Origin of the sequence: Clostridium sp. 1001283B150225_161107_B6, assembly GCF_015556325.1 — a bacterium.
Lineage (GTDB): Bacteria > Bacillota > Clostridia > Lachnospirales > Lachnospiraceae > Enterocloster.
Genome location: NZ_JADNMD010000009.1, coordinates 77,974 through 93,593, shown reverse-complemented (window position 1 = coordinate 93,593; position 15,620 = coordinate 77,974). Strand labels below are relative to the sequence as shown.

Below are 15,620 nucleotides of genomic sequence, written 5' to 3'. Positions count from 1 at the left end.
GATAAGATCACTCCCTTCTAAAGCGGAACGAAATTAAGCGCCCTTTGTGTCTACTTCATATACATCGCAGACCTCATTGGGCTTGAGTTTCAGCCTTGCGGACAAGAATGCTTCAATATCAAAAGCGTTCTTGTCATCCGCGTCGGCAGTGTACTTGAAATTGGGGTGCTTGGTGATGTCGTACTTATCCGAAAGGAAAGGACGCACACCGCGCAGCTGGAGGATACACTTGCCGCCATCCATAACAGCAAGCTCATCCTGGCTCATCAGCTCTTTCCCCAATTTTTGATAGTTGAGTGAATGGGATGTTTCCCTCCCACGGCTCTCTCCGGTGTTGTAGGTGTCGATGGTTTCCTTGCCCAGCACGGCAGCCAGCTCTTTGAGGGTAGTCGGCTCTTTACCGCCCAGGAAGATGGATGTATCCATGTTACCGATGATGGTATCTGCGTTATCCTTATAGATCGCCTTGAGCTGACTCTGTGCCTGCAACACCAGACAGGCAGAGATTTCACGGCTTCGGATGGTGGCCACCAGCTTTTCCAGTTTCGGAATCTGCCCGATGTTAGCACACTCATCAATCAAACAGCGCACATGAACCGGAAGCCTGCCGCCATACACATCGTCGGCTTTTTCGCAGAGCAGATTGAAAAGCTGGGTATAACACATGGAGATCAGGAAGTTAAAGCTGTCATCCGTATCACTCATAATGAGGAACAGAGCAGTTTTCCTGTCTCCCAGAGTATCCAGCTCCAGCTCATCATAAGCCGTGACCTCACGCAACTCTGCAATGTCGAACACGGCAAGGCGAGCGCCGCAGGAAATCAAAATCGACTTGGCTGTTTTTCCAGCGGCCAGCTTATATTTCTTATACTGGCGCACCGCAAAGTGGTTTGGCTTCTCGGCTTCCAGTGCATCAAACATCAGGTCTACGGGGTTTTTGAACTCCTCGTCATCCTCACGGACTTCCATGGCGTTGATGAACTCAATGAGGGTGGAGAAGTTTTGTTCCTCCACCGGAGCCTCATAATGGATATAGCCAATAAGCGCGCAGTACAACAAGGTTTCTGCTTTTACCCAGAAATCGTCTCCGGCCTTGCCTTCGCCTTTGGTATTGGCGATCAGCGTTGTTACCAGCTTCAAGATGTCCTTTTCGCTATGGATATAGGCGAAAGGGTTATAGTGCATGGACTTCTTGAAGTTGATGGTATTTAGGACCTTGATTCGGTACGGCTCATAAATGACCTTGCCGTGCTTATCCTTCATAGGCTTTCCGTCTTTCCCCAGCTTGGGTGCGCCCCTTTGGAGCATTTTTCCGCACTCCACCAAAATGGTTCCCTTCGGGTCTGTGACCACATAGGAACTGTGCATCTGCATCAGATTCGGTTTGAGCCAGAAGCGGGTCTTACCGGAACCGGAGCCGCCAATCACCAGCACATTTTTGTTTCTGGCGGTCTTTGGGTCCTTGGGGCGGCTGTTCATTGTCAGGCTCTCCGTTTTCGTCAGAATCACATTGTTCTGGAATACCGGGTCGATGTAGGGTGCAATGTCCTCATGGGTTCCCCAACGGGCGGAACCGTATTCCATGCCGTGCCTGTACTTCTTGGCGTTCTTGCTTTTCAGGTACACAGCCAGCCGCAGGCCGCCGCCGCAGCACAGGCCCACCAGCAGGTCCAGCGGGTGCAGGCTGGGCCACCAGCTGGCCAGCGCCACCGGCAGCGTGGAGAAGAACGAGAGCATTTTTGCCGAAGCGTCCGCACCCACGGCCATCCGCCACGCTTCACCGAAGTTGGTGGAGAAAAGCCCCATCAGGATATACGGCAGATTCAGCAAAATGAGCTTTTTGATGTTCAGCTGCTTTTTCATCGTTCCAGCTCCTTCCGCTTGTTCCGGTCCACGACGGCGTGTTTTACCAGTTCTTTGAACTGGCTCAGCTTTGCCAGCACGGACGGGCGCTCGGATTTCTCCGCCTTTCTGACCTTTTTCCCGGTGTACTCGGTAAAAGCAGCGGTCAGGGCATCCGCGTCCCGACCCTTGAAAAAGATCAGGTACTTGGGTGGGGAGCTGCTGCGGTCCTTCTTCACCGCATAGTCCACGCCGTATTTCCGGGCGATCTTCTCAAACTCCTTGATGGAGGGGTCGGTGATCTCGATGTTGGAAACCCCTTGGTTTTGACCAATCAGCTGTTTCACCGTCTGCTTGCCCTGGGGCTTCACAGGCGCGTCACGGCTTCTCTGCTTTTGCAGCTTCTTTTCCTTGCGGTGGGCAAGGTACTTGCTGATGGCGGCTTTGAGCAGCCTGCCGGTGAACTTTGTTCCGCTGACAACCAGCGTCAAAGTCCTGTTTTCCACTTCTTCCTGCATTTTCATCGCCTCCTTTCCACAAAATGTGCAGGGGTGGTGCATTTATTTCTAAGGCGGGACCACCAGCCGCCGGAGAAGGTATTTCTTCATCGAACCGCCCTCAACGAATTTGCTCAGAACGGTCATAGAGCAAATCTCCATTTCTGACCTTTGCATGACTGAGAATCTTGATCTGTCCCTTTGCCTGACTGTCCAGAGCTTTTTCATAGCCCTTATCTGACAAAAACAGGCGGGTTCGTTCACCTTTCCAGCCCACCGGGGAGTCATGCGTCAGCACATCAAAAATAATCATGTGCCGGGTGTTCTCAGCAAATCGCTGGAGATCCATGTAGTCATGGCCGTGATAGTTCTGCGCTCCAGCTTTCTGGCGCATTTCTTCCATCAGCTGACCGATTGTTTTGCCTTCTGGCATAAAACTCACTTCCTTTCCCACTCTCATACAACCATCAAAATCATGTCTCTCAGCTGAGCAAAGTAGAGTTTGCCTTGCGGGGTTATCAGCGTATAGGAGCCGATATGCCCGTGATTGCAGTAGTCTTTGACACAAAACAGTCCTTCATTGGCTGGCTTTGCATAGGGCAGTACATTACCGGATGCGGTGCGGTACACAAAACGCTTTTCCAGAAGGAAACGGACAAACCGACGCTCCGGGACAAGCAACTCTTTGGCGGTGGTGCGGAGGTTGGTACTGTGATTGAGGTCGATGAACAAATCATAAAAGGCTGCCTTACTCTCCAGCAGGGCATTTTCCTCTCGTAACGACGCATTTTCTTCCCGCTCAGCAAGCAGCTCGGAGCAGAGCTTTATCAGAGCTTCCGGAGAAGTGGCTATCTCCCACAACTTCTCTTTTGTGAGATAGGCTCCGTGCTTGCGAATGGCAGGTAGAACTTCATCAAACACCCATTGTTCAAACCGTTCCGCTGACGGCAGTTTACTATGGGCGATCAGACGATATAGATCACCTTCGGGGATAAAGAGCATTTCGACCATTTGTACCGCGGGGCTTCCATCTGCCTTTTTCCCAGTCTGGACCCCTATGGAACATTTCGTTCCACCCCTGGTATGGTCGCGGACGGCTTTGCGTGGATTGGTATATCCCAGCGCTGTTGCCACATCTGTACCGCAAAATAATACTTTGCCATTCTGTTCCAAAGTGCGAATGCTTCCGAACTCTGGACTATTGAAAATTTCAATCTGATTCATGCTGTGCCTCCTTTGGTGTAATACAAAAGCGGCTGATTACCAGCCGCCTGCGTGCATATCGTGATTTACCAGTGAAGTGTAGTGGTTATTCATGGTGGTAGGAGCGTTGAACAGCACTGCAAGCAGGTACTGCTTGATGTTGTGTACCTGGGTGGTGTTCTTTTGCAGACAGTCCATGACAAACTCGATGTGAGAGCTGTCCAGCTTCAAAAAGCGGGAGCGTACAATTTCATGAGGAAAGTCCGCACCAGAGATCCGGGTGGTCTTTCGTTTGGCACAGACCGTTTCTACCAACAGCTCTACGATCTCATTCAGGTCATCCAGGTAGAGAGGATAACGCTGCTTCAGACAATCATACTCGATATTCTCCAAAATCAATTCCCGATAATTTTCTATCTCTGTGACAGACATCGCATCCCTTCCTTTCCGTTCCGGCGGTATTACCGCCGCTGTTTCCCGGAAGGGAATGGAATCGGTATTTGATCCATGAGTATTTTGTTTTTGGGTATTTGATTTCTTAGTATTTAATTGTGTTGGATTTTCCGGTAACGGATTTACCGCTGACGGGTTTACCGTTATCGGGTTTTCCGACAACGGCTTATCCAACATCGGTTCTCCCTCGATGGGACGCTCAAAAATGGTATACTCATTGGCTGCGAATTTACCAGAAGCATCAGTTGTCTGTCTGCGCCGAATGTATCCGGCTGTTTCAAGCTCATTGACAGCAGAGCGGATTGCATCTTTGCTTTCTCGATTGATATAGCTGAGTCCTGACAGCGTATAATCCCAGTCATCAGGCAGAGATAACATTTGCGACAAGAGACCCTTTGCCTTCAAAGAAAGTCGTTTGTCTTTTAGATGAAAATTGCTCATAACCGTGTAATCGCCAGTGCGTTCTACACGAAAAACAGCCATTTACTTCACTCCTTTCATTTCTCAGGTATGAAAAAAGCCGCAATTCATAAAAGAATTGTGGCAGCGGTTAGGGTCTGTCTGTATCTTTTTTCTTGCGTCGGTAGGGGCGTTTTGGCATTGGTGGTTTATCAAACAGATCCCTTTCCTGAGAAAATGGTAAGGTTTGAAAAACACGGTCAATCTCGGTGGATTCCATATCACGCTGTGAGCGGCAATCTTCTTGAATAGCTTCTCGGATTTCTCTTACAGTACACATATTCATTCCTTTCCTTTCGTTGTATCGGTTATGAACGACGGTGTTTTTTAGGCTTGAAGTCGAGGATATGCCCCTCAATAACATGGGCATATCTCTTAATTTTGATTTCTCGACGCTGCTGGCTTTGCAGAGCTGACTGATACCCGTCCTCTGTGAGAAAAAGCCTCATTTCGTCACCAGGTTCTCCATAAGCAGTAGGGCGCAAGACAGTAAACTCAATCATCCAGAAAGTGCTGTCCCAAAATCGCTCCACTGCAAGAATGTTGTGGCCTTTCAGTTCCCTTGCTGCAATATCTTTCATAGGCTCTCCCTTCATCGTTCCTGATCTCGTTGGCGTTTTTTCTGCCATTGTTCCAGCAGTTTAATAATGGTTTCCTGCATTTTGGCCGGTGTATAGCTTTTGGGGAAATACTTTCGCAAGGTATCGCTGCTCAAGGTCACTTTATCCAGATCACCCTTTTTTTCCTCTGACATGATGGCAAGCATCACATCTTCTGACAATTTCCCTTCCTGGCTGAACTTTTTCATTCGCTGAGCCTGAGAGAGAGAAGGGGTAGCCTGCTCATAGTCCATTGTTTCCACCAGCATTTGCTGTTCGTCCGGTTTCAAAAAAGAGAGTTCATAGGCTGGGTTAAATGCGATTTTCTTTTCATCCACCATATCCAAAAGCTCTGGAATCAGTTCAGTCAAACGAACATATCGCATTACCTGGATACCGCTTCGTTCACCGGCTTCTTTTGCCACCTGGTCTCTGGCGCTCAACTTCTGTTCAACTTGAACAGAAGTCAGGTCTGTTCTTGCTCCTTGATGTTTAATGGCTTCCAGCTTCATTTTGTAGGCAAAAGCCCTTTCACTGGGGAGCAGATTTTCTCGCTGCAAATTGCTGTCAACCATAATAATTGTGGCAGCATCGTCATCCAAGTCGCGCACAATGACAGGCATGGTTTCTTTTCCGGCCAATTCGCTGGCTCTGCGGCGTCTGTGACCGGCTACCAGCTCATAACCGCCATCAGGCAGTGGTCTGGCAATCGCAGGAACCAACACACCATACTTTTTGATGCTGTCTGTGGTTTCTATCATTGCATCATCATCCTTGACCTTGAAGGGGTGATCCTTGAACGGATGCAGTTCAGATAGGGGAATTTCCTGAATTTTTTCCAGTTGCTCGTCTTGCCGACTTTCTTCAGTAGAAAACAGGTCATCTACTGAGGCCAGCTCTATTTTTTTCGCGCTGCTTTTCAAGTTTCAATACCTCCTTCGTCAGATTTTTGTAGCCCTCAGCCACTTTGCCATTAGGATCATGGGCATAAATGCTTTTTCCTTCAGCACTGATTTCTTTAGCCCTGACAGAATGAGGAATTTCTGATGTAAACACCTTGATCTTACTGCCATAGGTTTCGCGCAGGAGAGCGGAGATTTCTTTGGCAAAATTGGTTCGGCTGTCTACCATCGTCAGCAGAATCCCATCAATTTGCAGCTTGGGATTGATTTGTCTGCGAACCTTATTGATAGTTTGCAAAAGCTGCTCCAAACCTTTAGCGGGAAGATACTCTGCCTGGACGGGGATTATAACCCTATTAGCGGCAGCCAGTGCATTGACCGTAAGCATACCCAGGGAGGGCTGGCAATCAATAAGGATATGGGAGTATTGCCCCTTCAGCCTATCCAGATATTGTCGCAGAATGGTTTCTCGGCTCATAGCGTTTACCAGAGATACCTCCATACCGGATAGCTGGATGTCCGCAGGCATCAGGTCTACGCCCTCAGGGTGGTGCAGGATACCCTCGCCGGGACGAATTGGTTCATCCATCAAAATACGGCCCATAGCGTCTGACAGTGTAAAGGGCAGCTTATCAGGCTGAGGATTGCCCAAGCTGATGGTCAGGCTTCCCTGTGGGTCTCCGTCAATCAGAAGGACTTTCTTCCCGGACTGCGCCAGACCAATTCCAAGATTGGCACAAGTGGTTGTTTTGCCGACACCACCTTTTTGGTTGGCTATGGCAATAATCTGTGTATTCATGATTTCACCTCATTTCTTTCTAAGTTTAGATATGAAAAAAAGTGCCTGCTTTACCTTTCCTGAGAAAGATAAAACAGGCACTTTCACTGGCTCAATACCTCTTGTAATGAACCTCTATGTATGGTAAACTATGTCCACGATACCATGAATATAATTAAGTCTCGACGGGAATTGAACTTTTGGCTAACGCCAAATTTCGCGCCTTTGCAAACAGAGTGCAAACAATAGGGGGCTAAAATCCTTTGTTTTTGCTTGATTTTGCTTGTACAAGGTTTATAGAGAACATGGAGAAAAGCCTTGATATAACTGCATTTTCTTTATCCCTGTTGATAGGGAATATATGCACTGGGTCCATCTCCTAAGCGGAAGGCCAGCGGTTCGAATCCGCTCAGGAACATACAAAAACACGCCGGAAACCCTGGTTTAAGGGGCTCCGGCGTGTTTTCTTTTCCGTTTGCCAAAATTGTACAGGGCTGGGCAGCTGCCCTATATACAGCTATAAGGCTACAAATGCTGCAGTTAAATTCATTTTTTATTTCTCTTTTGCCGTACACCTTCTGCGTGTCAGACATATATTATCATAAAAGCACCAACTGAGGACCATTGTATATGAATAACAATAACCCCTACTCTGAACCGTTACTTAGGATGACCCAGGCAGAAGACCCGATTGACCCAGGTTTCACATATCCTGACACTGAAATGATGCTTCCGTCCCCTGACGATGATATCGACCCTGATTTTTCAGTCATGCCTCCTTACTATCCGGACTACCCCGTACGTCCTGATTATCCGGTACGCCCTGACTATCCCGTCCGTCCGAATTACCCTGTGCGCCCCTATCCGCCATATTATCCCATCCCCTGCGTGTTCTGCAACAATAACCAGTGGATTCACGGCGGAATACGCCTGTTAAACGGGGCCACCGGGTATAACCCATTTACCGTGTATATAGATAACCGGCCAGTATTCTCCGGGCTGGAGTTTTCTGAAGTGACCCAGTACCGCCAGCTGTCCCAGGGCTACCATACCTTCTCCGTCATGGGCTCAAACGGCTATGTATATCTCCGCAAATCCATGTATGTTGGCGACGGAATGGCCACCATTGCCATTGTCAACTCCTCCACAGGCCTGGACCTGGTATCCATCCAGGATACGGCCTGCCCCACGGACCGGACCTCTGCCTGTTTCCGGGTCTGCAATTTAGCCTACTACAGCGGGCCCATCAATGCCTCCCTGGGCAATATTTACTTTAACTCAATCAACTTTGCCGATGCAGCCAGCTTCAGCCGGCTCAGCTCCGGCAGCTATACCCTGCGTGTGGCCCGTTCCGCCCGGCCGGAAAATACCCTGGTTACCACGCCGGTAACACTGAATCCCTCCCGGATTTATACGCTCTATGTACTGAACTGGAATCCTTCCGTGGATACCATACAGACACTTCTGGTGGAGGACCGGAGAAGCTAATCAACAGCCTCACAGGGAGAAGGATGCAAAATTGATGCATCCTTCTCCCTTTTTTTGTATAAAAGCCTGTATTTTTCGGCCCTGTTCATGATAAAATAAAGGAAAGCCGGCGGATGAAACCCACGCCAGATGAGAGAGTTTTCTCTTGTGCGAAATACCAATCCGTCGTATACTATAAAATAATGCGAAAATTCAGGAGGATACAGTATGGACAAGATTAAGATGACCACCCCGATTGTTGAGATGGACGGCGATGAGATGACCAGAATTCTCTGGCAGATGATTAAAGACGACCTGCTGCTGCCATACATAGATTTAAAGACTGAGTACTATGACCTTGGACTGGAATACAGGGATGAGACCAACGACCAGGTAACCATTGATTCCGCCAATGCCACCAAGAAGTACGGTGTGGCTGTGAAGTGCGCTACCATCACCCCCAACGCGGCGCGTGTGGAGGAGTACCACCTGAAGGAAATGTGGAAGAGCCCCAACGGAACCATCCGCGCCATCCTGGACGGAACCGTGTTCCGCGCCCCCATTGTTGTAAAAGGAATCGAACCGTGTGTTAAGAACTGGAAGAAGCCTATCACCATTGCCAGACATGCTTACGGCGATGTTTATAAGGGTTCAGAGATGAAGATACCTGGACCCGGTAAGGTAGAACTGGTTTACACTGCCGCGGACGGCGCAGAGAGCCGCGAACTGGTTCACGACTTTACCTGCCCGGGCATCGTACAGGGCATGCACAATATCAACCAGTCCATTGAAAGCTTTGCCAGAAGCTGCTTCAACTACGCTCTGGATACAAAGCAGGACCTCTGGTTCGCCACCAAGGATACCATCTCCAAGAAGTATGACCATACCTTCAAGGATATCTTCCAGGAGATATTCGACCGTGAATATGCAGGAAAATTTGAAGCTGCCGGCATCACCTATTTCTACACCCTGATTGATGACGCGGTCGCCCGTGTCATGAAATCCGAAGGCGGTTACATCTGGGCCTGCAAGAACTATGACGGCGATGTCATGAGCGACATGATATCCTCTGCCTTCGGTTCCCTGGCCATGATGACCTCTGTTCTGGTATCTCCTGACGGCAACTATGAATACGAGGCTGCCCACGGAACCGTACAGCGCCACTATTATAAGCACTTAAAGGGAGAAGAGACCTCCACCAACTCCGTTGCAACCATCTTTGCCTGGACCGGAGCACTGCGCAAGCGCGGCGAGCTGGACGGCAATAAGGAACTGATGGAATTTGCGGACAAGCTGGAAAAGGCTACCATCGATACCATTGAGGGCGGCGAAATGACAAAAGACCTGGCCCTGATTACCACCATTCCGAATCCGGTGGTTCTTAACAGCGGGGACTTTATAAGGGCAATTGCAAAGAGGCTGTAAAACAGAATACAGGGTCTAAAAAGACATCCGGTCCGGGATAGGATTCCCTGACCGGATGTCTTTTATTCTAATCCATAAACTGGTCCCCATAACCATAATGCTCCACCACATAGTCGATATCCTTATCGCCTCTGCCGCTTAAGCACACCAGGATGGAGCCCTGTCTCATCTCCTTTGCCCTGCGCATGGCGTACGCCACAGCGTGGGAGCTTTCCACTGCCGGTATGATACCCTCATATCTGGACAGCTTGAAAAATGCCTCCATGGCTTCCTCATCGCTTACCGTGTCGTATTTAACCCGGCCCAAATCGTGGAGGAATGCATGCTCCGGACCTACAGACGGATAATCCAGCCCGCTGGCAATGGAGTATACCGGCGCCGGCTCTCCCTTCTCATCCTTCAGCATAATGCTCTCAAATCCATGCATAACTCCCTTTTCACCAAATTTCATGGACGCAGCATGGTCCCCCAGCTTTTCGCCTCTTCCCAAAGGCTCCACCCCTGTGATGTCCACCGGGTCGTCCAGGAAGGGAATGAACATACCGATGGAGTTGCTGCCCCCGCCCACGCAGGCGCAGACCTCATCCGGCATCATGCCTGTCATTTCCAGGAACTGGTCCCTTGCCTCATATCCCACAACAGACTGGAAATCCCTGACCATAAGCGGAAATGGATGAGGGCCCAGGGCAGAGCCGATACAGTATATGGAATCCTTATAATTCCTGGCATAGGATTCAAAGGCCGAATCCACTGCCTCCTTCAGCGTCTTAAGACCATGGGTAACCGGCACCACCTTTGCTCCCAGAATCTTCATCCTGGTAACATTGGGCGCCTGCTTTGCTATATCCACTTCTCCCATATGAATCTCGCACTCCAGGCCGAAAAATGCAGCTGCCGTGGCCAGGGCCACCCCGTGCTGGCCTGCCCCAGTCTCTGCGATAAGGCGCTTCTTGCCCATGAATTTGGCCAGCAGTCCTTCCCCCATACAGTGGTTCAGCTTGTGGGCGCCTGTGTGGTTCAAATCCTCCCGTTTCAGATATATCTGGCAATTTCCAATTTTTCCGGACAGACGCTCGCAGTGGTAAACCGGAGTTGGCCTTCCCTGGAATTCCTTGCGGATCCGCCTCAGTTCATTGATGAACTGTGAGGAATGGCAGATGGTCTGGTATGCGTCTGCTATCTCCTCAAAAGCCGGTATCAGCTCCTCTGTAAGATAAGCGCCTCCGTATTCACCGAAACGGCCGTCCTTATCCGGATAATTCTTTAAATAGGTTCTGTAATCCATGTCCTTCTCCTTAGTCATATATTTTTCTATCCATTATAGCTTTATTTCCCCTGGTTTTCAATCTGTATCTCTGGGTTTGAACCTGCAGAATCCCCGTTCATACGCCTCTGTCTCCATGGGTCTTCCGTACAGATACCCCTGGCCTGCGGCGCACCTGCACTGAATCAGATAGTCCGCCTGGGCGGTTTCCTCCACCCCTTCCGCCACGGTCTGTATCTTTAAATCCCTGCACATGGCTATCACATGCTTGACAATCTGCCGGCTCACCTTATCCCTTCCGATTTTGTCCACCAGGCTCTTATCCAGCTTCAGGACGTCAAATTCTATATCGGACAGGATGTCCAGATTACTGTATTTGGTGCCGAAATCATCCAGGCAGATACGGTATCCCCGTTTCTTGAACTCCCGCAGCGCCTGATACACCACATCCCTTCCCAGGGCCCCGATGCTTTCCGTCACCTCTATCTCCAGCTGTTCCGGCCTTACATCATATTTCTGTACAATGGATTCCACGGAATCCACGATACCCTCGCTTAATAGGGTCAGCCGGGAAAAATTAAAGGACAGAATCTGCTCTGTATAACCGGCTCTCTTCCATTGCTCCAGCAGGCGGCAGCACTCTTCCATAACAAATAAATCCACATAGCTTATAAGGTTTTCCCGTTCCAATACACCGATGAACCTGGAGGGAAGCACATCCCCGCCTTCCTTTCCCTTAACCCGTACCAGAGCCTCGGCGCCAGCGCATACGCCTGTGTCAAAATACAGCTTAGGCTGCAGCAACGCACGGAATTCCCCCCGCTCAATGGTGGAAAGCAGCTCCTTTATAAGCTCCATCCTTCCCTTGCCGTGAAAGGACGGCTTGCTTTCATAATATTTCTGCTTGTCAATCCGCATCAGCTCACAGGCCTGCTTCACAGCCCAGTCCAGGTTTTTCTCCCTGTCATCCCATATCTTTCCCACTGCCGCGGACAGCTGGCTCTGCGCCCCCAGCTCCTGCAAAAGAAGGCCCGCTCTCTGCTCGAATTCCACCGAGGATATATCCTCCATTATGATATCAAATTCATTGCTGTTCAGGCGGAACACTCTGCGGTCCGGAAAATGCTTCTTGATGATATCCGACACACTGCATATGATTCTGTCTCCCTGCTCAGTACCCTTTGTGTCATTGATGGATTTCAGGTCGTTGATATCCACCACAATCACGCCCAGGGAAACCACCCGGTCCGCCCTGTACTGCCTGCGGTACTCATCATAGCTGCCCCGGTTAAGCAGTCCGGTAAGGGAATCATGATATATGCTGTAATACAGGCTTTGGGAGTCCTGTCTCCTGTTGATTTCCTGGGCAATGAAATACACCAGCATATCCATCAGCGCCAGAGGCCGGCGGCTCTTGCGTTCAAACATGACAATATATCCCTGAAGCCCTTTGCGGCTGACAATGGGAAATACCGACATATCTGCGAGCCGCTCCCTCTCCATGCCCTGGAACACCTCAAAGGACTCCCCCAGCATGTCCTGAGGTTCCACGTAGTCCATAACGCCGGAGGGCCGCTTATGGCTGAGCCACGCCTCCATGTCCTGCTCCAGGGTCAGGCTTATCCCGGGCCTGCCGTATTCATCCATGCGGCAGATGCAGCTGATACCGAAGGAATCCTTATCCTTCAGGAACATCCGCATATGGGACGCCCCGTAATAATCTGCCAGAATATCCATCAGACGGCTCATGGCCTCCTCCATGTCCGGCGCATCTGTCATGGCATAGATACCGCTGATAACCTTATAGGCAATTTTCTGTCCATCCTCCTCCCCGGGCCGCGGTCCCCGGCCTTCAGCCTCTTTAGCGGCCTGCAGGATTCGCTCAGACAGCTTTTCCCGGCCTGCCCCGCAGACCTCTTTGTCCTGCGAAAGGCTGTGCTCCGTCATCTTATACCGGTGAATATCCTTCATACAGAAAAATGCCCGCACATGGTCCCCGGCAGGGTCCATATACATGTATAATTCCACCCGTACCCAGCACAGCATGTCATGCCCCATCAGACGCCTGTATTCCAGCGCCGTCCTGCATTCCCCGTCATCATACTTCTGCAGCAGGCCGGTTCTGCTAAATGTCCGTAAAAATTCTTCCCTGTGTTCGGGTTTTACTGTCTCCTCAGCCATCTTCTGCACAAAACAGCTGTAGGAACAGCCAGCGGCTGCTTCCCGAATCTCCCGCCATTTTCCGGAGGCCCCTGTCACCCTATCCTCTGTCAGGTCCGCGTCCCCGTATGCCAGCATACCCTCCAGCAGAAACTGGTTTACACGCCTGGATTTCATATATGCCTGCTCCAGCTCCTTCTGCCTGGATATATCCTGAATCCTGCCAAGAACAATTCCCGGTAAATCACCCTCATAAGCCATGATTTCCAGCTCCAGGCTGAACCACCCATAGTCCCCCTTCCGGTCTTTAAGCCGGACCTCGCACCGCGCAGTTCTCCCGCCCTCCTGTAACACGCGGAACGCCTGCAGGAACGCATTCCGGCTCTGCGGATGGACCACCTGGTTCTTTACCACGCACTGGGGAAAATCCTTAAACTGCCGTTCCTCCCCGTATGTAAGCTTGCGCTCCGTATAAACCAGGGCTGTCCTGGTATTGATGTTGTACTCAAATATCTCCTGGCCGCCAATATACAGAGGCCACCGCATCATCTGGTCCAGGATGCCCATGTTCTGGTGATACCCCGTGATGAGCACTCTTCCGTCCTCCATCTGCCTGGACCGGCCTGCGCACCGCACCAGCATATCGCCCCACTCAGGATGATTCCATGTATACTGGATTTCACACAGCTTATCCGCTGCCAGTATACGCTGCATGGCCTCGTTAACGTACACATAGTTTCCCCGGTTAATCCTTCCGTACCAGAATTCAAAGCATGCCTCGGGCTCCAGTTCCTCTTTAAGGCCCAAAAGCCAGGCCATGGTCCGGTCCACATACATCCCGGCCCGGCTCATGCTGCGGTCTGTAACCATGGCCCATAACCCCATCTGCGTATGCTCCAGGATATGGCCTGACCACTCTGTATCATGAAAGATAAAGCATTTCCTTAAATCACTGTAATCCATATGTTTACCTCAGCACACGGACAAGCGGCGCCCGTCCAAATATTCAGTCCCACTTTATTATAGCATCTCTCACCCAGGATACGATAAAAAAATGTTTTATTTCAAAATTTCACCCGGCATCCGCTGCTTCAACGCAAAAAGCGGTCAAATAGACCGCTCTGCATGAATATATGTATTTTGTTTTCTCCAGAAAAATCCTCGGATTATCCGGGAATCTATGAAACTGACCGGAAGGCCTCCTCCAAATCCTCCAATATGTCGTCTATGTGCTCCGTACCAATGGACAGGCGGATGGTTCCGGGACGGATTCCCTGCTCCAGAAGCTCCTCCTCGTTCAGCTGGGAATGGGTGGTGGAAGCAGGATGAATGACCAGGGACTTTACGTCCGCCACATTGGCAAGAAGGGAAAACAGTTCCAGGTTGTCGATGAAGGCTCTTGCCTTCCCCGCCCCACCCTTGATTTCAAAAGTAAAGATTGAACCGCCGCCTCTGGGGAAATAAGTTCTGTAAAGCTGCTGCTGAACCGGGTCCCGGCTTACACTTGGATGATGGACCGCTTCCACCTGGGGATGGGCGTTCAGGTACTGCACCACCTTAAGGGCATTTTCCACATGGCGTTCCACCCGCAGCGACAGTGTCTCCAGCCCCTGCAGAAACATAAAACCGTGGAATGGTGAAAGGGTGGCCCCCGTATCCCTTAAGAGAATGGCCCGTATCCTTGTGACAAAGGCCGCAGCCCCCACATCCTGGGCAAACCGTATGCCATGATAACTGGGGTTTGGCTCTGTAAGTCCCGGAAACCTGCCGGAGGCCGTCCAGTCAAACCTGCCGCTGTCCACAATCACGCCGCCCACCGTGGTACCGTGACCGCCGATGAACTTTGTGGCTGAGTGTACCACAATGTCAGCGCCGTACTCAATAGGACGGACAAGATACGGCGTGGCAAAGGTATTGTCTATAACCAGGGGAATCTGGTGGCGGTGCGCTATGGAAGCGATTCTTTCTATGTCAGCAATATCGGAATTGGGGTTGCCCAGCGTCTCTATGAAAACAGCCTTTGTATTATCCCTGACGGCTGCCTCTACCGCCTCCAAATCGGCCGGGTCCACAAAAGTGGTCTTTACCCCGTATTCAGGAAAGGTGTGGGCCAGGTAATTGTAGGTGCCTCCGTAAATATGGCTGGATGATACAATATGGTCCCCTGACCGGGCCAGGTTCTGGAATGTATAGGACAGGGCCGCTGCTCCGGAAGCCGTTGCCAGGGCAGCCACACCGCCCTCCAGCTGCGCCATCCTCTGTTCAAATATATCCAGGGTAGGATTGGTTAGACGGCTGTATATGTTTCCGGGGTCGCTGAGATTGAACCGGGCCGCCGCATGGTCACAGCTGTCAAATACATACGACGATGTCTGGTAAATCGGCACTGCCCTTGCCCCGGTGGAAGGGTCCGGCTGCTCCTGCCCCCCATGAAGCTGGGTTGTCTCAAATTTAAAATGCCTGTCTGCTCTCTTACGCTTCTCTCCCATGATACTGTCCTCCGTCTCTCTATTCCTACTATTTCTATAGGTTTAATTGATAGTATCATGGTATTTTTTTCCTGTCAAGAAT

At 50.5% G+C, this 15,620-nt stretch carries 14 protein-coding genes; 2 read left to right on the top strand and 12 right to left on the bottom strand.

The window, feature by feature from the left end; translation table 11 throughout:
* Positions 1-33 precede the first annotated feature (33 nt).
* From I2H39_RS19350 to I2H39_RS19315, 9 genes are all read right to left on the bottom strand, one after another.
* Positions 34-1,863 carry a VirD4-like conjugal transfer protein, CD1115 family gene (locus I2H39_RS19350; protein ID WP_055224632.1) on the bottom strand — a complete coding sequence of 610 codons (1,830 nt, stop codon included), beginning with the start codon at positions 1,861-1,863 and terminating at the stop codon, positions 34-36.
* A complete protein-coding gene (locus tag I2H39_RS19345; RefSeq protein WP_008723309.1) occupies positions 1,860-2,360 on the bottom strand; it encodes a PcfB family protein in 501 nt (166 codons plus the stop codon). The genes I2H39_RS19350 and I2H39_RS19345 overlap by 4 nt, the downstream gene beginning before the upstream one ends.
* A gap of 100 nt (positions 2,361-2,460) precedes the next feature.
* Complete coding sequence (locus tag I2H39_RS19340; protein ID WP_008723307.1) at positions 2,461-2,772, bottom strand: DUF5720 family protein; 312 nt, start codon at positions 2,770-2,772, stop codon at positions 2,461-2,463.
* 23 nt (positions 2,773-2,795) lie between these two features.
* Positions 2,796-3,563, bottom strand: a complete 768-nt coding sequence (locus I2H39_RS19335; RefSeq protein ID WP_002589066.1) for a phage antirepressor KilAC domain-containing protein — start codon at positions 3,561-3,563, stop codon at positions 2,796-2,798.
* A gap of 36 nt (positions 3,564-3,599) precedes the next feature.
* Entirely contained in the window at positions 3,600-4,478 is an 879-nt protein-coding gene (locus tag I2H39_RS19330) for a DUF6017 domain-containing protein (protein WP_006059572.1), read from the bottom strand.
* A 67-nt stretch (positions 4,479-4,545) separates the two neighbouring features.
* Entirely contained in the window at positions 4,546-4,734 is a 189-nt protein-coding gene (locus tag I2H39_RS28905; RefSeq protein WP_006059571.1) for a hypothetical protein, read from the bottom strand.
* A 28-nt stretch (positions 4,735-4,762) separates the two neighbouring features.
* Positions 4,763-5,035 carry a DUF5720 family protein gene (locus tag I2H39_RS19325; RefSeq protein WP_007862445.1) on the bottom strand — a complete coding sequence of 91 codons (273 nt, stop codon included), beginning with the start codon at positions 5,033-5,035 and terminating at the stop codon, positions 4,763-4,765.
* An 11-nt stretch (positions 5,036-5,046) separates the two neighbouring features.
* Positions 5,047-5,976, bottom strand: coding sequence for a ParB/RepB/Spo0J family partition protein (locus tag I2H39_RS19320; protein WP_195627322.1), 930 nt, complete (start codon positions 5,974-5,976; stop codon positions 5,047-5,049).
* Positions 5,933-6,754, bottom strand: coding sequence for a ParA family protein (locus I2H39_RS19315; protein ID WP_195627321.1), 822 nt, complete (start codon positions 6,752-6,754; stop codon positions 5,933-5,935). The genes I2H39_RS19320 and I2H39_RS19315 overlap by 44 nt, the downstream gene beginning before the upstream one ends.
* Before the next feature lie 609 nt (positions 6,755-7,363).
* On the opposite strand from I2H39_RS19315, the gene I2H39_RS19310 reads away from it, so the two are divergent.
* Positions 7,364-8,221, top strand: coding sequence for a DUF4397 domain-containing protein (locus I2H39_RS19310; RefSeq protein ID WP_195627320.1), 858 nt, complete (start codon positions 7,364-7,366; stop codon positions 8,219-8,221).
* Between the two features lie 207 nt (positions 8,222-8,428).
* The gene (locus I2H39_RS19305; protein ID WP_138310258.1) at positions 8,429-9,625 is read left to right on the top strand and encodes an NADP-dependent isocitrate dehydrogenase; all 1,197 of its coding nucleotides are present in this window, start codon (positions 8,429-8,431) and stop codon (positions 9,623-9,625) included.
* Between the two features lie 67 nt (positions 9,626-9,692).
* On the opposite strand, the gene trpB is transcribed toward I2H39_RS19305, so the two are convergent.
* The 3 genes from trpB to I2H39_RS19290 form a co-directional block, all read right to left on the bottom strand.
* Complete coding sequence (gene trpB / locus I2H39_RS19300) at positions 9,693-10,910, bottom strand: tryptophan synthase subunit beta (protein ID WP_138310259.1); 1,218 nt, start codon at positions 10,908-10,910, stop codon at positions 9,693-9,695.
* A 57-nt stretch (positions 10,911-10,967) separates the two neighbouring features.
* Complete coding sequence (locus tag I2H39_RS19295) at positions 10,968-14,012, bottom strand: GGDEF domain-containing protein (protein WP_195627319.1); 3,045 nt, start codon at positions 14,010-14,012, stop codon at positions 10,968-10,970.
* Positions 14,013-14,227: 215 nt separating this feature from the next.
* The gene (locus I2H39_RS19290; protein WP_138310261.1) at positions 14,228-15,538 is read right to left on the bottom strand and encodes an O-acetylhomoserine aminocarboxypropyltransferase/cysteine synthase family protein; all 1,311 of its coding nucleotides are present in this window, start codon (positions 15,536-15,538) and stop codon (positions 14,228-14,230) included.
* Between the last annotated feature and the right edge of the window lie 82 nt (positions 15,539-15,620).